Origin of the sequence: Nitrosopumilus sp. Nsub (genome assembly GCF_001541925.1) — an archaeon.
Lineage (GTDB): Archaea > Thermoproteota > Nitrososphaeria > Nitrososphaerales > Nitrosopumilaceae > Nitrosopumilus.
This window is the reverse complement of the sequence record NZ_LQMW01000008.1, coordinates 76,491-98,053: the sequence shown is the minus strand read 5'-3', so window position 1 is coordinate 98,053 and position 21,563 is coordinate 76,491. Positions and strand designations below refer to the sequence as shown.

Here is a 21,563-nt window from a genome sequence, read left to right as displayed (position 1 = left end):
TTAAGCAATTGTTGCTAATTTTTTACAAATTAAATAGGCTGCAGCATATGTTGGTATTGAAATTTTTTCATTCAAAAATGGGCCAAATTTTTTATTTTTTAATTTAAATTCTACTGGACATGTTGCTAAAACTTCAACAGGTTCATCATTAAGAAAACATGCATCATTGTATGGATCAAATTTTGTGATATCAGTACAAAGAAGTTTAGTTAAACCACTTTTGCTATTAATTGAACCAGGCAATCTAAAAATTCTATGGATATCCATTGTTACATTAGGATCAATTTTGACACCAATTTCTTCTGAAACATGTTCAAGTGTTTTTTGAAATGAAGAATAACCATTTTCAAGTAATTCTGAAATAATTTTTGAACGTTTTGATTTAGAACCAAAAACTTGTTTAGAAAATCTTCCATTCCATCCATTTTGATTGAAATCTGGAAATGATGATCGATTAGGTTTAAATTTTTTCATTCCAAATGTTTCCGGAATCGCTCCACGAAACATAATGTAATCAACAAGTTCAGATCTTTCTTTTGAACCAAGTTTTTGAAATTGTGAATTAAAAACATAAACATGAAATCCTTCATTACCAGAAAAATAAATTTGAATATTTTCTTTTTCAATTCCTAGATCATTAATTAAAATTTCAGTTAATTTTTTAACTTCAACTTTTGATGCATTCATACAAGTTTTACAGGGTAAAGATTTTTTTTCTAATTTATTTGAATTACATTTTGTGCATTGATTATTATTTTTTGTAATTTCACTACATTGGTTACAAATAGATACAGTATGATTAGGCCTACAGGGTAAATCAAGATCTTTAGCATCAATATCAAAAATTAAATCAGCTTCTTTCCAATCTTTTTCATTCATTGGGGAATTTGGGAATGCATAATATGCATTTGAACAATAAACGTCAGATGGAGTATTTTGCATAAATAGTAGACGTAATTCTTTACCATCTTTTAATGAAATGTGTCTATTAAAAAAACTAGAATTGAATTTTTGAAAACCAAATTCCCTTTCGGGTGTACGTTGAGGTATAGGGATTAGTTCAAAATGATTAAAATAATATTTTTTAAATGAATCCTCTAAAAATTTAATATTAATTTCATTCATTATTTTCTCTTTTTTCCAAATTGGGATGGATTAATGATATTATCACATTCTTTTGTAATAAAACAGAGATCCTGTGTTTTTAATTTTTCACACGAAGGACAAGCATATGTTGTTGCACTACCTGAAGTTCCTGCAAGATGATTTAGTTGGTAAAGTGTTACTCGAGAATTGTAATCAGGTGCGTTTTTGAATAAAGGTGCAATTTGTTGAACTGTTTGTCCTCGAGATAAAAGAAAAGTTGCAAGCATGAATCTTCCTGAGTGTGGAAGATTTTCACCCTTTTCAAGTACATCAATTGCATGTTTGATACATGGCGGATATTCACCAGTAGTAATTGTATAAGTTGGTGTGAGTTTTTTAGAAATTGTAATTAATTCATCAACAATTTTTTCAAGTCCAGGGATCATAGATGGTTTAGGTGCATTTGTGATTTTAGAACTTATGTAATTGCCTAATTCTTTTCGAATTAATCTAACTGTCTTATCAGGAGTAAGGAATACTTTTCCATTTTCAACATGTCTATTGATTAATTTCCATTCACGTTCGTGAAAAGTAACTGAGTGTTTTAAGTAATCAGATACAGGCATTACAAAAAAATCATTTTCTTTAATGATTTCAATATTGAACAAATCATAAATAATTCTAGTTGCTAAATCAATTTTTGATTTATTAGATGCATTGCCTAAATCCTTTTCCAAATAATTTTCTGCTCTTCTAGCTTCAGCTAAAGCAAATCTTTTGACAAGTGTAGACATGCCAGTTAATTTAATCAAAACTATTGCTAAAAGAAAAGAAAATACTTCTCTTTCAAGAACATAATCTTTTGATGCTTGACCATCAATCAAATCTGATTTATACACTTCACCTGCTGCTGCAACTTTAATTCTATGTAGTGCTTTTTCAACTGATAATTTTAGAACTGGATCGCTACCAAATTGAGTTAAAGAAAAGCCCTTATCTTTCAAATATTCTCCTGCATCAGCCAAAAAGGGATATTTTGCTTTTTCATCTTGTCCAAGAACTAGCATGATTATTAATTGAATAATTTACATAAAAATCTGGTTCTTAATTTTTGAACGCTGGTTTAAATTATGTTTTAAGAAATTAATTAAATATGCAAGTAGGTTGCCATGTCTCAATATCTGGTTCAATAGATAAATCAGTAGATAATGCAGTTGAAAGAGAATGTTCTGCATTTCAGATTTTTACAAGAAATCCAAGAGGATGGCATGCAAAGGATCTAACAAAAGAGGATATTGACTTATTCAAATCAAAACTAAAAGCAAGTAAAATTGATAGATTGGCAACATGTGCACATATGCCATATTTACCAAATTTAGCTACTCCAAAAGATGATGGGTTTGAAAAATCAGTTAAAACATTGATTAATGAAGTTGAAAGATGTGCACAACTAGGAATACCATATTTGGTAACACATCTTGGTAGTCATTTAGGAACTGGAGAAGAAGCTGGAATTAAAAAATTAGTTAAAGCCCTAACAAAAGCTGGTCAAACAAAAAATGATGTTAAAATTTTACTAGAAAATACTGCAGGGCAAAAAAATTCTGTTGGTTCAGATTTTCAGCAGCTTGGTGAAATTTTTAAACAATTGAAACCAGAAAAAAAATTTGGTGTTTGTCTAGATACGTGTCATGCATTTGTTGCAGGATATGATTTACGTACAGAAGACAAAGTAAAAGAAACTTTTAAAGAATTTGACAAACATGTTGGAGTTAAAAATTTGAAAATTCTTCATTTAAACGATGCAAGAGGAGAAATTGGATGCAATCTTGACAGGCATTATCATTTAGGATTAGGAGGAATAGGTGAAGAAGGAATAAAATCTGTTGTTAAATTTGCAAACAAGAAAAAAATTCCAATAATTTTAGAAACACCAATTGATGATGATAGAGATGATTTTGAGAATGTCAAAATAGCAAAAGGGTATGCATAGAAATGTATACGATTATTGAGGTAAATGAATAATGAATTATGAAGAAGTTATGAAATTAGCACTTGAACGAGGATTTTATTTTCCAAGCTGTGAAGTTTATTCAGATGCAAATGCTGGTTTTTGGGAATATGGACCATCCGGCGTTAGTTTAAAAAATAAATTTCTTGAATTATGGAGAAGAGAATTAATCCGAAGGGATGGAATGATGGAAATTGATGGTTCACAAATTATGTCTAAATCAGTTTTTGAGGCATCAGGTCATTTAGGTAATTTTGCAGATCCGATAATAAAATGTACAAAATGTAATTCAACATTTAGAGCAGATAGAACAATTGCTGAAATTGCAGGTATTGAGATTCCTGAAAGTGCAGATTTAATTGAATTTGATAATGCAATTAAAGAAAATAAAATACAATGCCCAAAATGTAAAGGTGATTTTAGTTCAACAAAAAAATTCAATATGATGTTTAAAGTTGGTATTGGTCCTCAAGAAGAAGAAGCATATCTCAGACCTGAAACATGTCAATCAATATTTGTTGATTTCCCTAGACTTTTCAAAACTATGAGAGGAAAACTGCCGTTAGGAATTGCTCAAGTTGGAAAAAGTTTTAGAAATGAAATTGCACCTAGACAGAGCTTACTTCGTTTAAGAGAATTTTATCAAGCAGAAATCGAAGTATTTTGTAACCCAACTAAATTAGATAGTGTTGAGAAATTTGCAGAAGTAGAAAAAACAGTAATTAGAGTTCAAACAGATGACAAACCAATTTCTATGACTTGTAAAGAGGCTTTAGAATCAGGTACTGTTCCGAATAAATTTGTGGCATATTATTTAGGAATTTTAACTGAATTTTATGAAAAAACAGGAATTGATATTTCAAAAAGTAGATTTAGAAAATTAGGAAATAAGGAAAAAGCTTTCTATGCTGAAGTTGCATTTGATTTTGAAGTTGAAACAACAATTGGTTGGCTTGAACTTGTAGCATGTAATTATAGATCAGATTATGACTTGTCCAGCCATGCAAATATGAGTAAAGAAAAATTTGAAGTGATGGATAATGATGAAAAAGTTTTACCACATGTATTTGAAATTTCTATGGGAATTGATAGGAGTCTATATACAATTTTAGAACATTCATTAAAAAATGATGAAGAACACGAACGTATGGTTTTATCATTAAAACCATATTTATCTCCAGTTCATGTTGGAATCTTATCATTAGTTAAAAAAGATGGATTAAAAGAAAAAACAGATGAAATTTTTCTTAACATTAAAAGAAAATGTGACGCATTTTTGGATCATTCAGGTGCAATTGGTAGAAGATATAGAAGATTAGATGAAATTGGTGCTCCTTTTGCAATCACAGTTGATCATCAAACATTAGAAGACAATACAGTAACAATTAGAAAAAGAGATTCTATGGAACAAAGTAGAGTAGATATTTCTAAAATTGATTCAATTTTGTTAGAATCTATAGGATTTCCTTAATTCTAAAATGGTTTGTTTACTTCCCTAGTGAAAACATAACTTGCAATACCAACCATTGCAACAACAAATGCAAAAATTACACCAACACTAATCAGTATAGGAACACCACCCTCAGAAACTCCTGTCATTAATTCTCTAACTAACAAAATAGTATAAGTGACAGGATTTAGTTTTGCTACTACTGCAAGCCAATCAGGCAATAATTCCAATGGGAATAATGCGGGACTCAACATGAATAACGGCATACCAAGTAAATTGATCATTCCCCAAAACGTTTCTTGTGATTTTGCAGTGGCTGCTAATGTTACAGAAATTCCAGAAAATCCTAATGAAAATAAAATTACAATCCCCATAATAGGAATTATCATCAAAGGATTTGGAAAAGTTACACCGATTGCTAATGCTATTCCAATAATCAAACTTGCTTGTAAAGCTGCAATTAAAGAAATTGCAGACATTTTTCCAATTGCAATTGCTGATCGTGAAATTGGAGAAGTCAATGCCTTATTCATAAAACCATATCTTCTATCCCACAGAGTATTCACACCACCAAAAATACTAGTAAAAATAGCAGTTAGAATAATTACACCAGGCGCCATAAATTCAATATATTCACCTTCAAATCCTACAGATTGAATTAGAGGCTGAGTTTCTGAAAAAATATTTCCAACAACAATAATCCAAATTGCAGGTTGAATTAATCGGATTAAAACTCCACTTCGAGATTTTTTGTATCTCTTTAACTCTCTCCAAAAAATAGTGTATGCATCATATGCTATTGTGTTCATTGTCGTAATCTCTTCATTTTTGCATGTTCACGTCTTCTGTTATATTTTGAATCATCATCTCGAATTTCATGTCCAGTATAAGAAATGAAGACATCATCAAGTGTTGGTTGAGTTAAAGAAATAGATTTGATTTTGATTCCAAGTTCTGAAGATATTTGGAAAATTTTAGGAATTACTTCAGTGCCATTTGAAGTGAAAAGAGTTAATTTTGAACCAGCCTCATTAATTTTTTTAATAAATTCAATTTTTTTAAGTTCTTGTAAAAATGAATCATAATTACTATTACTTTCAATGACTAATGAGATTATTTCATTACCAAGATCATTTTTCATATTTTTAGGAGTATCAATTACTTGGATTTTTCCATGATCTATAATTCCAATCCTATCACATAGACTATCTGCTTCTTCCATATAGTGAGTTGTAAGAAAAATTGTCATGTCAAATTGTGTATGAATTTTTTTAATATATTGCCAAATTTTTCTTCTAGTTTGAATATCTAATCCTACAGTAGGTTCATCTAAAAACAAAACTCTTGGATGATGTAAAAGACCTCCAGCAATATCTAATCTCTTTCTCATTCCTCCAGAGTATGTAACTACAGATTCATCTTGTTTATCTGAAAGTTCAATCAAATCTAAAACTTCATCAATCCTTTGATTGATTTCATTTTTTGGGATATGGTTTAATTTTGCTTGTAATAAGAGATTTTCACGCCCAGATAGATATTCATCAACAGTAGTTTCTTGTTGTACAAATCCAATATTTTCTCGAACTTGTTTAGAATTTTTTATTACATCAAAACCTCCAACAAACGCATTTCCATTTGTGGGTTTTAGTAAAGTAGTAAAGATCATCATAGTAGTACTTTTACCAGCTCCATTTGGTCCCAAGAATCCAAAAATTTCTCCTTTTTCAACTGAAAAAGAAATATCATTCACAGCTACTAAATCTCCAAATGATTTTGTTAGTGATTTTGTTTCTATTGAATACAACGATCTGATCTCATGTGGGAATTATAAATTGCTAAGTATTAGAACATGAACAAATCATACAAAATTTAAAAAGAGTATTTGATGGATATGACTTATGAAAGGATTATGTCAAAAATGCCACTCATCAAATGTAGAAATCACATTAAAGGATGGAAGTCCTGTTTGTGAAAAATGTGCAAAAAAATAGAAAATAATAAAAAAGAATTTTAAAGAATTATTCAAGATTTTTGAATTCTTCTTTAGTCATTCTTAAAATGATTTTTTCACCTATTCCCCAAATTTCAGATTTGGATAAGATTTTTGAATGCATCAAACCATGACTAACTTCGATTGATTCCAATTCATTGGTGTCTGGATGTTTGTGTAATCTTTTGACTTTTCCGATTTTATGACTATCAATATCTACTACTGGAATTCCAGTTCTGACAGGAGGTCTACTAAGAAGTAGTTGCTCATCAGAAAATTTATCGATGTAATCATGAGAAAGGAAATAATCTTTGTTGAATCCTTGATGTATTGTTACACCAGATACAGAAAGTGAGTCTTGGTGAATATGTATGTGTTTAACCTTTCCGTATTGAATTCCTTCTCTATCAATTACTTTTTTTCCAGTAAAGGTATCAGCTGTGGCTATGTTCTCAGGCATTCCTTCTAATTTCACTGACATGCTTCTAAATTACAAAATTTCCTTATCATATCAAATATTAGAAATTTCTATCAATGGGGTTAAATTACTTGACAGAGTATGATTAGCATGGAAATCAATGAAGAACGATTTCGACCAATTTTAGTTACAAAAGGAAGAAAAACAGGTAAACGTCATTCAGTATGGTTAAGGGCTGTAAAATATAATGAAAAAATCTATTTTTCAAGACATCGCCCTGATGGGGATTGGTTTCAAAATGCAATTACAAACTCAGAAGTGATAATTCAATATAACAACGTGGAATTTACTGGAAAAGCATCATGTGTAACTGATGAAAAATTAAATGAAAAAATTTCTCAATTAAAATATCCAGGAGAAGACAGAGCTAATGAAAAAAGAGTAGCAATTGAAGTTACATTAGATAATAATACAAAATAAGATAGTAAAAGCAAAAATAATTTTTAATTATAAAACATCTTCATAAAGAATTGATTGGTTCTTTAGTTGTTTATCAAGTGTAGGTAAATATTTCATAATACAATAATTAACAAAATCACTAAAGGAACGAATTCTATAATCAGATGCTAAAACATCACTATGTTTGTCATAGTATTGTTCTAAGTTGTACAAAGTTCTTTTTTGAAGTGGAACTAATCTATTACGTTTAGTCACAAATTTAGGGGCTACAGAAAATTGTTTTTCCTCTTCATTATCTATTTCAACATCAGATTCACCTTTAAGAGAATTGAGTTCAATAGATTCCTGCATTTCAAAGACAAAAATTTTACTTGGAGAAGATTTTGGGAGTCCCGAATTTTTGGAAATTATGTCTATTACATTTCTTGCCTGTTTATCAGTCATTGCCAATTCAATTTTTGCAAGCATTGTAGATCTAAGAGAAGATCCACCTACTCTGGAACCTTTTGATTGACTTACAAATTTACTATCTTCTAAATTTCGTTTATCAATAATATCTATACCTAAAGCATCTAATTTTTGACGAATTGAAGGATAATTTTTTCGATTAATTACAGCTTCAATTTTTTTCATAATTTGATGAAAATCATAGATGTTTTTAAACATAGTGATTTTTTACAATTATAGAAATGATAATCAAATAATTGTAAAATTTATCCATAAGATTCGAATTTAACTTCAAAACTTCCGTCTTCACGCTTATTTTTTTCAGTAACAAAATTTTTGTTTGTTAGATAATCCATAGTTCCATCAATGGTTCCTTGCCAACCACAAACATAGAAAATTGTATTTTCTTTAGTTATTTTTTCCCCCACCAATTCTTCAAGAGCAGATTTACCACTATCAGTAGGTCTCAAAAACTGTTCAATTCTACCTTTATGACCAATCCATGAACGATTAGTCCATTCATCAGGTCTACTGATTGCTGCTCTATATTTGAAATTCCATTTGTCCTTACCTCTATCAATACTTTCATTTTCTAAATCAGTTAAGAGTTGTTTGTAATTTAACTCATCAACGTAACTTGCACCATGCAAGACAACGATCTCTCTTTTGTCGTTTGTGTCATGAAGATGTTGTGCAAAACTGACAAAAGGTGCCAATCCTGTTCCACCGCCAATGCAGACAATTCTTCTATTGTCTTTTTCACCGTTTGGCAATGTATCATTAATAGTTAGATTACCTGCAGGTTTTGCCCAACTAATTTTATCACCTTCTTTTGCATTAAATAATAAAGTAGTTAGCCTTCCAGGAAGAGGACGTCTAACCCATCTAATAACAAATTCAAAGAAACTTTTGTTTTGAGGCGAAGATGTAATAGAATAAGCTCGATTTACAATTTTACTATCTAAAGGTAACCCAAGAGTTAAAAATTGACCTGCCTTAAAATCAGGAACTTTGTCATCAGGTGTAACACGAAAAATGCCTAAATCTTCTCTCAATAATTGAGTGTAACTAATAGTCCCATTTTCCACACTAAATTTTCTCCCAATCAGTTAAGATAGAATTAATTTTTTCAACAATAGGATCATAATTTATTCTAGGTTCGGTACTTACTAGCAATAAAGTTCCTTTAAACGGAATTGTAACTAATGTTACATGATCGTATTCAGTAAAAGTTAGTCTTTCTTTTCCTAAACGAAATGTAAAGTTTTGTGCTTTTCTCCATCTCTCTAATGTATAATGAATAGACATTGCAATTTCATGATCTGATAAAAGAGGATCAAGATTATCTTTTTGTTCACTGTGTAAAATTTTTGATTTATCATTTACGAATCCAGCGAATCTAATATGTTCACCAGAGTTTAAAATTTTTGAACAAAGTTTTTCATAATTTGGTTTTGTTGTTACTTCTTCAACCATTCCCATTCAGGCCTCTCTTCATATTCTTTTTCATCAGTCATAAAAAATCAAAAATTATTTTTTATTTTTCTTAGATGATTGTTTAAAATCATCATATGGAAGTTTGAACTCTTCTTCATCAGAATAAGCTGCTTCAGCATGTTCACTAATATCTAAACCAATGTCTTCCTCTTCAGGCTCAACACGAATTCCAATTAGATGTTTAATTAATTGTAATAAAATCCATGTTCCACCAAAGCCCATAACTGCAGCTACACCAATACCAACTGCTTGAATCCAAATTTGATTATAGTCACCATACAATAATCCGTCAACACCAGATGGGTTGATCATAGTACTTGCAAAGATACCAATTCCAAGTGCACCAACAATTCCTGCAATTCCGTGTACAGAACTTACATCAAGTGCATCATCAATTTTTAATTTATCTCTAATTAGTACAACACCACCATATGACAAGATACCAATTGCAATAGCAAGAACAAAGGAGTGTTCTACACTAATGTATCCTGATGCAGGAGTGATTCCAGCAAGTCCAGCAATTGCACCATTAATGGTTGCAACAATTGATGGTTTGCCAGTTCGCATCCATGATAAACCTGCCCAAATTAATGCAGATACTGAAGATGCTAAGTGAGTAACAATTACAGTATTACCAGCAACACCACCTGAAGCTAATGCACTACCTGCATTAAATCCAAACCAACCTAGCCATAATAATGAAGAACCTAATACAGCAAGAGGAATGCTGTGGGGAATGTTGATTGCCGGACCAAATCCTCGTCTTTTTCCAAGTACCAAAGCAGCGGCGAGTGCGGCCATTCCCACAGTAGTGTGAATTACAATGCCACCAGCAAAGTCAACAACACCAAGTTGTGCTAACCATCCACCACCCCAAACCATGTTAACGATTGGGTAGTAGATGAGCATCGACCATGCAGATATGAAAATAATGAAAGAACTGAATTTCATTCTTTCAGCAATTGTTCCTGTTAATAATAATGGAGTAATACATGCAAACATTAACTGGAATTTTACAAAGAGTACACCAGGAATGCTAGGAGCATATTGTTCTAATGGAGCATCCCAAGGAATGCCTTTCAAAAATGACCAATCAAGATTTCCTATAATACCAGTTGTTGAAGGACCAAACGAAAGACTAAATCCGAATACAAACCACATTACACTAAGTAATGACATTCCAAAAAATATTTGCATGAAAATTGAAACTGTATTTTTTTTTCTCAATAAACCAGATTCAAACAAGCCAAGTGCAGGAATCATTAACAATACTAAACATCCTGCAATTAACATCCATGCGGTATCACCGGTATCTATCATAATTATAATGAAATCAAGATTTTACATTTAACAGTTTTCCAATTTGATTGTCTGTGATAATCAAAAGATAATCAATTTCTAAATTATTATTAACTTTAACTAAGTAAAATAAACATGTTAAAACTTGAAATAATAATTGCAAATAACGATGTAATGAAAATTAGTGAAGGATTAAAACAAATCGGTATAGGAGGATTAACCGTAGTAAAAGTTAGAGGAAGAGGTGCAAAAACTGCAGCTGAAATTCATTCACATAAAGGAATGGAGATTTTTGTTCCTCATTTTTCAGACAAATATCGATTAATGGTAGTTATACCTGAAGCAAAAGAAGAAAAAGCAGTAGAGATTATTAAGAAAAACTCTAGTGAAGGTAAAATTTTCATTTCACAAATGCTCCGTGCAGTAGATATTAAGACTGGAAGTGAAGGTGACGAGGTAGTTTAGATGAAATTATCTTTTGAGAAAATTAGATCATCAAAATTAACCAAAAAAGATTACCTAAAAATTCCAGTTATAGCAGCAATTATTACAATTCCGCCAGTCATTATGACTTATTGGTCAATGTGATAGGAGAAAACGAAATGAGTTTATTATTAATTACAAAAAGAGGAACAGATAAAAAAATTACAGATGAAATAATAGATTCTAATTGGGCAGGTGTGGAATTTAAAAACTTTCAAGAAAAAAGAAAAGATGATGTGTTATTAAAAAGAAGAAAAACAACCACCTTATCTCATAGAGGAACCCAAACTAGACATTTAGAAAAAACTGAAGAGATTGTTCCTAAACCAAAACAAGCTTACATTACTATAAACAGAGGAACAAAAAGAGTCCTAATAGACATAAAATGAAAGCAGAGAAAATTATCCCTCAATTAAGTAAATCCAAAGTCTTTCTCATAAAATTAGGTTTTGCAGCAATTGGTATGACTTTGATTGGATTGTATTTATTTGCAGATTACATCTAGTTGAAATAACAAAATCAAACTAAATGCACTACAGTTGAAATTCCACGTTTATCAATTTCAACATCATTTTCAAATTCACCAATAGTAATAGTAAATGAAATTACATCTCGAGATTTTGCATTTTCTGCATGTAGTTTAAGATGAATTTCCATTTCATCAAATCCCTCAGTAGGTAAATTAGTTTCTTCTAGATATGCACCACATGTGGATTCAATTCTAAATCGATCATCTTTGAAGTGATAACCCAGTTTTAGTTTTCTATTTTTTCTAGGATTGCCTTTAACAACAACATCAATTACTCCAGGCTTTGTTTCAGTATATCCAGATTTTTGGTTTACAAAAACTCCAATTTCTAGAGGTTTACCTGCAGTAGATTCTGCCATCTTTTGAATTCCATCATTCATTATAACATCTACTGCTTTGATTGATTGTGCAACTTTTGCTAACCACTCATTAGTTCTAGCAATAGTTGCCTTAATTCCTTCACGTCTTCGTTTATCTTCATCTTCTGGTAATTTGTAATAATCAACCCATGCTTCATAGTCATGAGAAATGTCTTCGATAAAATCAATACAAGTTCGTTTGTATTCATTAGGATCATCTGTTCTTTCAGATTCATCACCTGTTCTTAATCCATCATAGCCTTCAGGCATTGCCATATCTTGAATCAATTATAGTTGTAAAAAAACCAATCTTGATCGAGATTATTAAATAACTAACATTTTTCCTAATACTGACTTAATTTACCAAGTTATTTCTGATTTTATAAATTCAATAAAAAATTATTTTTTTAATTATAAATAAAAATAGTAACAATCGTCTAACACAACTGTCTACTCAAAGGAAGAAGTAGAAGAGGTTTGTGACGAAAGTCCTGTTGAAGATGGTACAGATGGGAATTTATCTCCTATCTGTTGCTCAGCTACTGCAGATGCTTCTTGAAGAATCTTATCGGTTTCTTCGTTAGAAACATCAGACTCCATATTGAATGAGTCTCCTGCAAGTGAATCCATCATAAGTCCATTAAGTGTCTGGGTCATACTATTCAATTCTGAATCAGCTTCTGGCATGAATCTTCCTAGCGATGACTTCAATCCCTTCATTGTAGACATAGCTGGTCCAATTGCTACCATAGCATCACCAAGATCATGAATAGTTGTCAGTCTTAGTTGAACTTGTTCTAAAGACATTCTTGCATTGCCGAGCATCTTTGTAACTTTACGAATTTCTGCTAATTCGTTAGACAAAACTCTACTTGTGCTAGTATCATGTTGCTGCATTGCAGTCACGACTCGTTGAAAGAGTTGCGCATCTCTTTCTTGCAATTTACCTAACATTGAGTCCATTTTTGATATTTGGACTTGTAGTTTGTTAACTGCTGTTTGAATACGTGGTTTTAATGCACCTTGAGGCTTTACTGCATCGCGTAGTTTGCCAGTTACACTTTGGGTCTCTTGTCGAGCCCATGTACTGTCGAAGTTTGGCATGATAGTAAATTTAGAAATTTAGTCTTAATCAACAGTGTAAATTTAGATCAGTTTTTGAGTAAATTTAGCTAACAAACTATAATGGTCAATTTATCAAAACAAATTATTGGCAAAAATTGCTGTTTTTGACTCAGGATTAGGCTCACTTTCAATAATTAAAGAAATTCAAAAAATTATGAAATCAGATATTGTGTATTTTGCAGATCAAAAAAATTATCCATATGGAACAAAGTCTCAGGCTCAAATAGCCTCAATAATAAAAAAAACAACTAGTATGTTAGAAGAAAAGTTTACGCCTGACATTATTGTTGTTGCATCAAATACACCAAGTCTAATGTTAGATTTACAAAAAGGGAAGATGATAGATGTTAAACCTCCTTTAAAACTAGCACAAAAAAAATCAAAATCAAAAAAGATAGGAATACTTGCAACAAAATCATCTGTTAACAGTAAAGGACTTGAAAACTATGTTAAAGAGAATAAGATTCCAAAATCATATGAAATTTTTAAAATTAATGGAACAAATCTTGTAGATTTAGTTGAATCAGGAAAATTTCTTAATAATAAAAATTATTGTAAAAAAATAATTAAAAAAAGTTTAGAAGAACATATAATTGCAAAAAAAATAGATACGATTACATTATCAAGTACACATTTATTATTTCTAAAAAAATTATTGCAAAAAGAATTTCCAGAAGTACAATTTATTGATCCAGGAAATATGGTTGCAAAAAAAATTTTTTCAAAAATTAAAAATAAAAAATCAAAAAGAAATTCATTAAAAATTTTTACATCAGGAAATACAATAAATTTTAAAAATAAATTAAATAAAATGGGTATTAAAAATAAAATAAATTATTTATCTATTTAGTTTTAGCTTTTCTAAAACCATGAGTAAATGTTTTATCATAAAGTTTTGAGTATTCATATGATTTTGGTTTTATTACATCACCAATAATTACAATGGCTGTCATTGTAATTTTTTCAGCTTTTACTTTACTTGCAATATCAACAAGTGTTCCAATAATTATTTTTTGATCTTTTCTACTTGCTCTATAAACAACTGCTACTGGTGTAGATTTTTTATATCCACCTTCAATGGCTTCTTTTGAAATTTTATTTAACAAATGTACACTTAAGTAAAAAATCAATGTTGCTTGATGTTTTGCAAGTTCAGAAATTTGTTCTCTTTTAGGAACTTTTGTTCTTGCTTCTGCTCTTGTAATTATCATTGTTTGAGTCACACCAGGTAATGTTAATTGAGTTCCAAGTGCAGCAGCTGAGGCTAAAAATGATGTTACGCCAGGCACAACAGTAGATTGAATTCCTTTTTTCTCTAAATTGTCAATCTGTTCTCTAATTGCACCATAAATTGCAGGATCGCCATCATGAAGTCTTACAACCAATTTGTCTTTTTTTGCATTTTTGTATAACAGATCAAAAATTTCTTCTCTAACTAATTTTGCAGCATCATAGAGCTTTCCTTTTTTACATAATTTTAAAATGGGTTCAGGAATCAATGAACCAGAATAAACTACAACATCAGCTTTTTGAATTAATTTTTTTGCTTTAACTGTAATTAGTTCAGGATCGCCAGGACCACAACCAACAAAAAATACGTTAGACACGCTTTACCACCAAAATTGAAAAATATTTTGTAGTTAAAGTTTCATCATTTACTTCACCTAATTTCATTGTTCTTATAATTTCATTTTCTGTTCCTAAATCTTGTCCAATTGCAAAAAGTGAATCACTTGGAAAACCAGATTCCTTTAACACTTCAATTACTTGATCAAAGTATCTACCATCTTTTAGAAATATCATTGATTCGGAATGTCTCGCAATTTCTTTAACACTGGATAAATCATAACAGGATGGAATGATTGCAACCTTTTCAGCTCCTTCTGCAACACTCACACCAACTTTAGATGCAAATGAAAATATGGATACAATTCCTGGAATTACACTAATATTCATTTCAGGATATTTTTCTTTCAAATCTCTATGCATGTAAATCCATGTACTATACAAATATGGATCACCTACTGTAAGATAGACAACATTTTTTCCTTTCAAAACAGTTTCAGCCATTATTTTGGCATTTCTTTTCCATGATTCTTCTAGAATATCTTTATCCTTTGTCATTGGAAAAATTAATTTAATAATTTCTTGATTTTTGGATTTATCTATTATTGATGAAACAACTGATAATGCAATACTTGGTCTATTTTCATTTGAAGCTGGACACATGATAATATCCGCATTTTGGATTGCCTTGACTGCTTTTACAGTTAAGAGTTCTACGTCTCCAGGACCTACACCAATACCGATCAATCCAGGCATGATTTCATTGCCTTTTTCCCCAATTAAAAGCCTAGATTATACTTTTGTAGCAGATATTATTGTGACTGGATTTCTAGCTAACATCATAGTACCAGTAGTTGTTTTTCTACTCTTAGAAATTGTGACTTGTGTAATATCAATAGAATCAAATTTTAGGCTATCAAGAATTTGTAAAACTGAATATAATGTTTCAATTAAGATAATTCCTATTACAATTCTACCACCAGATTTTAGTTTATTTTTAGATAGTTTGACTATTTCAGCAGTATCACCACCTGTTCCTCCAATAAAAATAACATCAGCCATTTCTAAATCAGAAAGTTTTTCTTTAGCATTACCAAAAATTACAGAAACGTTTGAAAGATTAAATTTTTTTAAATTATTTTTAGTTAATTCTACAGCATTTTTATCATAGTCAATTGCTAAAACTTTACCACTAGATTCAATTTGAATTCCCGCTTCAACAGAAATTGAACCACTACCACAACCAATATCATAAACAATTTGACCAGGTTTTAGTCGTGCTTTACTAAGTTGAATTGTTCTTACTTCTTCTTTAGTAATTGGAACTTTTTCAGCACGATCAAAATGTTCGTCAGGTATACCAGGTGTTTTATAATTCCACATAATCTATATTCCTACTTGTTTAATTTTTTTATAAATTAATTCCTGTAGATACATCTCCAAGATGTGTCAAAGTGTAACTTACAATCCATGTAAACAAATACAAAAATACGTAGCTACCTATACCTTGTGTAACAATCTTTTTTCTATCTGATGATGGTAATTGCATATTCATTCCTTTGGCAACTATAATTGAACCGAAAAATACTATTATCATAAATCCAATTGATGCCCATCTTCTTTCTTCACCTTCAATGTCTTCAAAAATAAAAGTAGTTGCAATACCTGCAATTACTCCTAAAGCAATACGCATCCAAAATAATTTAGATAATTTTTTATCTTTTTCACTTTTTTCTGCAGCGTTAATTGGTGGATCTTTTGATGGCTCTTTAGAATTATTTGTGGTAGGAGGAGATTTTTCTGTTTCAGGAGTATCAATATTTTCTTCAATTTTAGGTTTAGAATCATCATTTCCAGGCGTAGGTGCTGATTTTTTCTTTTTAAATTTGGCCAAAGTAAATTTCTAGCGTAAATCAAGCAAACCATGTTTAATATCTTTGGTAAAAACTTGAGCACAGTATAGGAAGGGTATAATTTTAGAGATTAAACACGATAATTATGGCATTAGCTGGAATTGAATTAAGATATTTAGTAAATCAAATTTCTGAACAAGTTCAAGGATACTATATCAGTAATATCTACGGGATTACAAAAGATAGTATTCTATTCAAACTTCATCATACAGAAAAAAGCGATCTCTTTATGATGATTTCAACGTCAGGTGTTTGGCTGACTAAAGTAAAGATTGATCAAATGGAACCAAATAGATTGCTGAAAAGATTAAGAAGTGATTTACTTCGATTAAAATTAAAAAAAATTGAACAAATAGGTGCTGAAAGAATTGCATATTTTACGTTTGAGGGATTTGGAAAAGAATTCATTTTAGTTGGAGAATTTTTTGGGGACGGAAATATTCTACTTTGTAATAATGAAATGAAAATTTTAGCCTTACAGCATTCAATTGAAGTTAGACATAGAAAACTTAGTGTAGGATTAGACTATGTACAACCACCGGAAAATAATTTAGATATTTTTAATTTAACAGAATCAAATTTTGATGATTTAAAAAATTCTGATTTAATTGCTGCAAAATGGTTTGGAAGAACATTAGGATTACCAAAAAAATATGTGGAATCAGTATTTGAAATTACAAATATCGATCCTAAAAAAATTGGTAATTTATTAACAAAAGAAGAAATTACAAAAATTTTTGAAATTACAAAAAATATTATTTCAGATATTGTATCAGGAAATCATGAACCAATAATAGTTGAAAATGAAAAGATTGATGTTCTTCCAGTAAAATTAGGTAAATTAGAAGGTAAAATAACAAATGTTTCTACATTTATTGAAGGATTAGATACAGTATTTACAAAAAATATAGTTGATAAAGGTAAATCAATTCAAACTAGTGGTTCAGACAAAAAAATTAAAGATTTAGAAACTCAAATATCTGAACAAGAAAAAGCAATCGCAACAGTAAAAGAAAAATCAAAAAAGATTACAAATGTAGCAAATTCACTTTATGAAATGATTTCTAAGGGAATTATTTCAATAACAAATGATTCAGCACAAGAAATTTTGGCAACAAATAATGCAAAATTGATTAATGAAAAAGGGATTTCAATGATAATTGTAGAAGATGAAAAAATTAAGATAAATACAGAATCTCCACTTCAATCAATTGCATCTGTTTTGTTTAATCAAGCAAAAAAACAATCAGGTGCTATTAATTCAATTCAAGCAATTAAAGAAAAAACAGAAAAGAAATTAAAGAAATTCCAAAATCAAACTGAATCTGAGAGAAATTTAGAAGTAGTTTCAGAAATTAGAAAGAAAAATTGGTTTGAACGATATAGATGGTTTATGACTACTGATGGATTTCTTACAATTGGTGGAAGAGATGCAGCATCAAATTCTGCTGTAATTAGAAAACACCTAGATAAAGATGATAAAGTTTTTCATGGGGATATTTTTGGATCACCATTTTTTATTTTAAAGGATGCAGAAAATGTACCAGATACAACTATGAATGAAATTGCTTCTGCAACAGTCTGTTTCAGTAGAGCGTGGAGAGAAGGGTTGTATGGAGTTAGTGCCTACTGGGTGCATCCAGATCAAGTAAAAAAATCAGCTCCAAGTGGAGAATTCTTGCCTAAAGGCTCATTTACAATAGAAGGACAACGAAATTTTATCAAATCTGAAACTCTGAAATTAGCTGTTGGAATAATAAAATTAGAAGATAATGATTATGTTTTAACATGTGGACCTCCAGAACCAATTAAAAAAAATTCTATTTGTTATGCAATAATTGAACCAAATGGATTAGAAATGGCTGAATGTGCAAAAAAAATAAGAATTGAATTTTTAAAAATATTTGAAGACATTACAAGAAAAATAAATATCGATGAATTTGTTCGTGCTTTACCTGCTGGAAAAAGTCAAATTAAAGAAATTAGTTTAGGAGATTTAGAAAAAGAAATCTCTACTGATAATGAATTAGAGTAGTTGAATCAGTGTTAAGAGATAATTTCATTCCAGTTTTAATTGATTCAAATTCTTCATCAGTAATTGTAATTAATGGAATATTTGCTAGTGCGCAACCTGTAGCAACTGTTAGATCTGCTTTTTTGCAAATCATTGCAATTGGTGCGGTATTATTTGATTTTATAGAATAGATAGTATATGCACCAACGCTACTACCAATTCCAGATGGAAATACTAAAATTGAATTTTTAATAGATTTTTCAAAAAGGGAATGTTCTTTATCGCTAATAATTCCAGTTTTTTTATCAACTGTTCCTAAAAAATTAATTGGATCATTTGATTTTAAAACAATTCCCTCAACTTTTCCTGAAACTAAAATTTTATTCATCGTGTTTCATCTTCAACAATTTGTTGTAATGATTTTAAATTTATTCCCACACCATTTGAATTTTTTAGATAAAATGCACCTTTAATGCTATTAGTAGTAACTGCATCCACATCATCTTTACAGATCAAAGGAGTAAGACATGTACAACAATCAGAAAGAATTTCACATCCAGCACGCTCAAGTTCTGATATATATCCAATTTTTTGTGCCTGTTCTTTGACTGTTCTAGGTAAGAAAACCATACATCTCTTTTCAAATGAACGACCTTTTAATTTGGCAGTAAGATCTGAAATTTCATCTAAACCTAATTGAGGGCTACCTAATGTAATCAAATCGCCTTTTTCAGAAGTATTTAATTCATCAAAAACATTTTTCATTTCTTTTTCATCAAATTCAATTTTTTCAGTATTTGAATCTCCTTTACTAAAATTAAATTTAGCACAAGTACCAGAGGTTCCCATTCCACCACACATTGCTTTACATTGTCTTTGATCCATTTCACCAAGACCTGAAATATTTACAGATGTATCACCTACTTTTCCAGCAAAGAAACCTAACATTCCATAAGATAATTCATTTGGATTTTTTACTTTCATTTCAATTGTAATATTTGGAGTATCTTCTTTACGTAATGATGAATAAGGACTTTTACCAACAATTGCACTAGCTAATGCACTAAATGCACTTTCTTTATTGGTTTTCAAATCATCATAAGAATTTGCATGTATTGCTGCATTACTTTCTGCAAATGCAACTTGTGTTCCATTTTTTGGAATGTCAAAAATTTCATATGGAATACAAGAAAATGATGGAATCACACCCATTGTTTCATATGAGTTTCTAATCGACAATTGTTTTGAAATAAAATTTTCATCCAATTTGTAATTAGATACATTATCAATATCAAATCCCATTGGATTCAAAGTTGTTTTTACAGTTACTCGTGCATCTTTACTAAGTGTTGAAAGAAATTCTTCTCCTGCATCACCAATTGTATTATAATTTACACCAGAAAGATGAGCCCACTCAATTGGAATTAATTTCTCAGCATCTGTTGCCTCACCAGTTGCAACTAAAATCCTATATGCCATTTGCATAATTTCACCTTGTTCACCTTTTAGTGCAGATTCTTCTTCTCGAGTTAGTTCCAACGGTAAATTATCATTATTACAGTTATAATACTTGTGCGTAAATTCTAATTGAAAATGAAAAAAATACTAACTGGTATGACAAATACCATGAATTCTGTAAAACCACCTAGAATAACAGCATTAAGAGATTTACATGATGCTGAAACAGGTCCATTTAGTATTTTAATTGGAACAATACTATCAGCTAGAACTAAAGATGAAACAACAACAAAAGCAGTAAAAGCATTATTTACAAAATATAAAAATCCAAAAGATCTTGCAAATGCAAAAATCAAAGATGTAGAAAAAATTATCAAATCGATTGGGTTTTTTCATGTCAAATCTAAAAGGATTATAGAAGTTTCAAAAATAATACATAAAAAATACAAAGACAAAGTTCCAGAAGATCTTGAAACATTAGTACAATTACCAGGTGTTGGAAGAAAAACTGCTAATTGTGTTTTAGTATATGCATTTGAAAAACCAGCTATACCAGTAGACATTCACGTTCATAGAATTTCAAATCGATTGGGTTTAGTTGAAACAAAAAATCCAGAAGAAACTGAACAGGAATTAATGAAAAAGATTGATAAAAAATTTTGGATAGATATCAATGATACATTTGTTATGTATGGTCAAAATATCTGTAAACCAATTTCACCAATGTGTGATGTTTGTAAAATTAAGAAAAGTTGCAAATATTATAAAAATCTCAACGTTTCTTAGTCAGATATAAAGTTCCAACTAATATTCCAACTCCTGTTGCAACAACAAATGGAAAGAATGCAAACATGTTTTTTCCTGGATCTCCTGATAAAACTTCAACTAACATTACACCAGAATTAATTGCAGGTGGTTCAGTACTTCCTTCCATTCCATGAACTGAATATGATTCAACCTCAAATTTTCCAATATCCAAATTTGTGACTACTATTCTAGCTCCATTATTTACGGTTAAACCTGCTCTATCAGTATAAGATATAATCGATTTTGCTTCTGGATACCAACCTCTATCTAAATCTCTGTGAATTACAACATATCCTTCATCAGGAGTTTGAACTGCAACCCAGAATTTATGATCTGGAATAGAACCCATTCCTAGTTCAATGAATTCATTATTATCTTCTTTATCATATATTCGAAAAACTGCATTTCCATTTGGATTTGCATAAAGTAAATTATTGTCAATTGTAACTTGCCAACTTGTAGTATGAAGATTATCAAGTGGAATTATAGGTGCATTTCGTAATATTGTGTTAAATTCTTCAGAAGGAATTTCAAGATTTTCAAGTATCAGTGATGGATTTGTTTGTTCTTGAGCAAATACAGGAGTAATTAAAAATCCGAGAAACAAAATTCCTAAAAATAGATACTTCATGAGCTTATGTAAATTCGTTTG

The 21,563-nt window shown here is 30.1% G+C and carries 27 protein-coding genes; 9 read left to right on the top strand and 18 right to left on the bottom strand.

Annotation, left to right across the window (positions count from 1 at the left end):
- Both AW732_RS01320 and AW732_RS01315 read right to left on the bottom strand, forming a co-directional pair.
- Nucleotides 1–1,125, bottom strand: coding sequence for a DNA primase small subunit domain-containing protein (locus AW732_RS01320; RefSeq protein ID WP_067957377.1), 1,125 nt, complete (start codon nt 1,123–1,125; stop codon nt 1–3).
- Entirely contained in the window at nt 1,125–2,153 is a 1,029-nt protein-coding gene (locus tag AW732_RS01315; protein WP_067957373.1) for a DNA primase, read from the bottom strand. Before AW732_RS01315 ends, AW732_RS01320 begins: the two co-directional genes overlap by 1 nt.
- Nucleotides 2,154–2,239: 86 nt before the next feature.
- Here AW732_RS01315 and AW732_RS01310 point away from each other — a divergent pair, with 86 nt between their 5' ends.
- Both AW732_RS01310 and glyS read left to right on the top strand, forming a co-directional pair.
- Nucleotides 2,240–3,079: a deoxyribonuclease IV gene (locus tag AW732_RS01310; RefSeq protein ID WP_067957371.1), complete on the top strand. Its 840-nt coding sequence runs from the start codon at nt 2,240–2,242 to the stop codon at nt 3,077–3,079.
- 31 nt (nt 3,080–3,110) lie between these two features.
- A complete protein-coding gene (gene glyS / locus AW732_RS01305; RefSeq protein WP_067957368.1) occupies nt 3,111–4,568 on the top strand; it encodes a glycine--tRNA ligase in 1,458 nt (485 codons plus the stop codon).
- 2 nt (nt 4,569–4,570) lie between these two features.
- On the opposite strand, the gene AW732_RS01300 is transcribed toward glyS, so the two are convergent.
- The 3 genes from AW732_RS01300 to AW732_RS01290 all read right to left on the bottom strand — a co-directional run bounded on the left by AW732_RS01300 (nt 4,571) and on the right by AW732_RS01290 (nt 7,018).
- A complete protein-coding gene (locus tag AW732_RS01300) occupies nt 4,571–5,356 on the bottom strand; it encodes an ABC transporter permease (RefSeq protein WP_067957365.1) in 786 nt (261 codons plus the stop codon).
- Nucleotides 5,353–6,351, bottom strand: coding sequence for an ATP-binding cassette domain-containing protein (locus AW732_RS01295; RefSeq protein WP_067957362.1), 999 nt, complete (start codon nt 6,349–6,351; stop codon nt 5,353–5,355). Before AW732_RS01295 ends, AW732_RS01300 begins: the two co-directional genes overlap by 4 nt.
- 214 nt (nt 6,352–6,565) lie before the next feature.
- Nucleotides 6,566–7,018: a PRC-barrel domain-containing protein gene (locus AW732_RS01290; protein ID WP_067957359.1), complete on the bottom strand. Its 453-nt coding sequence runs from the start codon at nt 7,016–7,018 to the stop codon at nt 6,566–6,568.
- A gap of 87 nt (nt 7,019–7,105) precedes the next feature.
- On the opposite strand from AW732_RS01290, the gene AW732_RS01285 reads away from it, so the two are divergent.
- Nucleotides 7,106–7,435 (top strand): hypothetical protein, encoded by a 330-nt coding sequence (locus tag AW732_RS01285; RefSeq protein WP_067957521.1) that lies wholly within the window; start codon nt 7,106–7,108, stop codon nt 7,433–7,435.
- 27 nt (nt 7,436–7,462) lie between these two features.
- Here AW732_RS01285 and AW732_RS01280 read toward each other — a convergent pair whose 3' ends face one another.
- The 4 genes from AW732_RS01280 to AW732_RS01265 all read right to left on the bottom strand — a co-directional run bounded on the left by AW732_RS01280 (nt 7,463) and on the right by AW732_RS01265 (nt 10,681).
- Nucleotides 7,463–8,047 (bottom strand): P-II family nitrogen regulator, encoded by a 585-nt coding sequence (locus AW732_RS01280; RefSeq protein WP_067957516.1) that lies wholly within the window; start codon nt 8,045–8,047, stop codon nt 7,463–7,465.
- 80 nt (nt 8,048–8,127) lie between these two features.
- Nucleotides 8,128–8,949 carry an FAD-binding oxidoreductase gene (locus AW732_RS01275; protein WP_067957356.1) on the bottom strand — a complete coding sequence of 274 codons (822 nt, stop codon included), beginning with the start codon at nt 8,947–8,949 and terminating at the stop codon, nt 8,128–8,130.
- Nucleotide 8,950: 1 nt separating this feature from the next.
- Entirely contained in the window at nt 8,951–9,343 is a 393-nt protein-coding gene (locus tag AW732_RS01270) for a DUF6659 family protein (protein ID WP_067957354.1), read from the bottom strand.
- A gap of 48 nt (nt 9,344–9,391) precedes the next feature.
- Nucleotides 9,392–10,681 carry an ammonium transporter gene (locus AW732_RS01265; protein WP_067957351.1) on the bottom strand — a complete coding sequence of 430 codons (1,290 nt, stop codon included), beginning with the start codon at nt 10,679–10,681 and terminating at the stop codon, nt 9,392–9,394.
- Nucleotides 10,682–10,792: 111 nt separating this feature from the next.
- Here AW732_RS01265 and AW732_RS01260 point away from each other — a divergent pair, with 111 nt between their 5' ends.
- The 3 genes from AW732_RS01260 to AW732_RS01255 are packed head-to-tail and all read left to right on the top strand — an operon-like array spanning nt 10,793 to nt 11,529.
- A complete protein-coding gene (locus tag AW732_RS01260) occupies nt 10,793–11,122 on the top strand; it encodes a P-II family nitrogen regulator (RefSeq protein ID WP_067957348.1) in 330 nt (109 codons plus the stop codon).
- Nucleotides 11,123–11,245 carry a hypothetical protein gene (locus AW732_RS08965; RefSeq protein ID WP_256381628.1) on the top strand — a complete coding sequence of 41 codons (123 nt, stop codon included), beginning with the start codon at nt 11,123–11,125 and terminating at the stop codon, nt 11,243–11,245.
- A gap of 14 nt (nt 11,246–11,259) precedes the next feature.
- On the top strand, nt 11,260–11,529 hold the full coding sequence (locus AW732_RS01255) for a hypothetical protein (protein WP_156416045.1): 270 nt from the start codon (nt 11,260–11,262) through the stop codon (nt 11,527–11,529).
- Nucleotides 11,530–11,659: 130 nt separating this feature from the next.
- On the opposite strand, the gene AW732_RS01250 is transcribed toward AW732_RS01255, so the two are convergent.
- Together AW732_RS01250 and AW732_RS01245 are read right to left on the bottom strand one after the other, a co-directional pair.
- Nucleotides 11,660–12,304, bottom strand: coding sequence for a hypothetical protein (locus tag AW732_RS01250; RefSeq protein WP_067957513.1), 645 nt, complete (start codon nt 12,302–12,304; stop codon nt 11,660–11,662).
- A gap of 174 nt (nt 12,305–12,478) precedes the next feature.
- Complete coding sequence (locus AW732_RS01245; protein ID WP_067957342.1) at nt 12,479–13,132, bottom strand: Snf7 family protein; 654 nt, start codon at nt 13,130–13,132, stop codon at nt 12,479–12,481.
- Nucleotides 13,133–13,238: 106 nt separating this feature from the next.
- Between AW732_RS01245 and AW732_RS01240 the strand changes: the two genes are divergently transcribed.
- Entirely contained in the window at nt 13,239–14,003 is a 765-nt protein-coding gene (locus tag AW732_RS01240; RefSeq protein ID WP_067957340.1) for an aspartate/glutamate racemase family protein, read from the top strand.
- Here the strand turns inward: AW732_RS01240 and cobM are convergent.
- Genes cobM through AW732_RS01220 form a run of 4 tightly spaced genes read right to left on the bottom strand, consistent with a single transcriptional unit; the run spans nt 13,996 to nt 16,613 of the window.
- Nucleotides 13,996–14,760, bottom strand: a complete 765-nt coding sequence (gene cobM / locus AW732_RS01235) for a precorrin-4 C(11)-methyltransferase (RefSeq protein ID WP_067957337.1) — start codon at nt 14,758–14,760, stop codon at nt 13,996–13,998. The genes AW732_RS01240 and cobM overlap by 8 nt on opposite strands.
- Nucleotides 14,753–15,475 (bottom strand): precorrin-2 C(20)-methyltransferase, encoded by a 723-nt coding sequence (gene cobI, locus AW732_RS01230; protein ID WP_067957334.1) that lies wholly within the window; start codon nt 15,473–15,475, stop codon nt 14,753–14,755. Before cobI ends, cobM begins: the two co-directional genes overlap by 8 nt.
- A 36-nt stretch (nt 15,476–15,511) precedes the next feature.
- Nucleotides 15,512–16,102: a precorrin-6Y C5,15-methyltransferase (decarboxylating) subunit CbiT gene (gene cbiT / locus AW732_RS01225; RefSeq protein WP_067957329.1), complete on the bottom strand. Its 591-nt coding sequence runs from the start codon at nt 16,100–16,102 to the stop codon at nt 15,512–15,514.
- 28 nt (nt 16,103–16,130) lie between these two features.
- The gene (locus AW732_RS01220) at nt 16,131–16,613 is read right to left on the bottom strand and encodes a hypothetical protein (protein WP_067957327.1); all 483 of its coding nucleotides are present in this window, start codon (nt 16,611–16,613) and stop codon (nt 16,131–16,133) included.
- 104 nt (nt 16,614–16,717) lie between these two features.
- On the opposite strand from AW732_RS01220, the gene rqcH reads away from it, so the two are divergent.
- Entirely contained in the window at nt 16,718–18,667 is a 1,950-nt protein-coding gene (gene rqcH, locus AW732_RS01215; RefSeq protein ID WP_067957323.1) for a ribosome rescue protein RqcH, read from the top strand.
- Here the strand turns inward: rqcH and AW732_RS01210 are convergent.
- Entirely contained in the window at nt 18,645–19,034 is a 390-nt protein-coding gene (locus AW732_RS01210; RefSeq protein WP_067957320.1) for a DUF126 domain-containing protein, read from the bottom strand. The two genes, rqcH and AW732_RS01210, sit on opposite strands and share 23 nt — an antisense overlap.
- The gene (locus tag AW732_RS01205) at nt 19,031–20,185 is read right to left on the bottom strand and encodes an aconitase X catalytic domain-containing protein (protein WP_067957317.1); all 1,155 of its coding nucleotides are present in this window, start codon (nt 20,183–20,185) and stop codon (nt 19,031–19,033) included. Before AW732_RS01205 ends, AW732_RS01210 begins: the two co-directional genes overlap by 4 nt.
- 54 nt (nt 20,186–20,239) lie before the next feature.
- Here AW732_RS01205 and nth point away from each other — a divergent pair, with 54 nt between their 5' ends.
- Entirely contained in the window at nt 20,240–20,890 is a 651-nt protein-coding gene (gene nth, locus AW732_RS01200) for an endonuclease III (RefSeq protein WP_067957509.1), read from the top strand.
- Here the strand turns inward: nth and AW732_RS01195 are convergent.
- Complete coding sequence (locus AW732_RS01195) at nt 20,877–21,542, bottom strand: hypothetical protein (RefSeq protein ID WP_067957314.1); 666 nt, start codon at nt 21,540–21,542, stop codon at nt 20,877–20,879. The genes nth and AW732_RS01195 overlap by 14 nt on opposite strands.
- Nucleotides 21,543–21,563 lie beyond the last annotated feature (21 nt).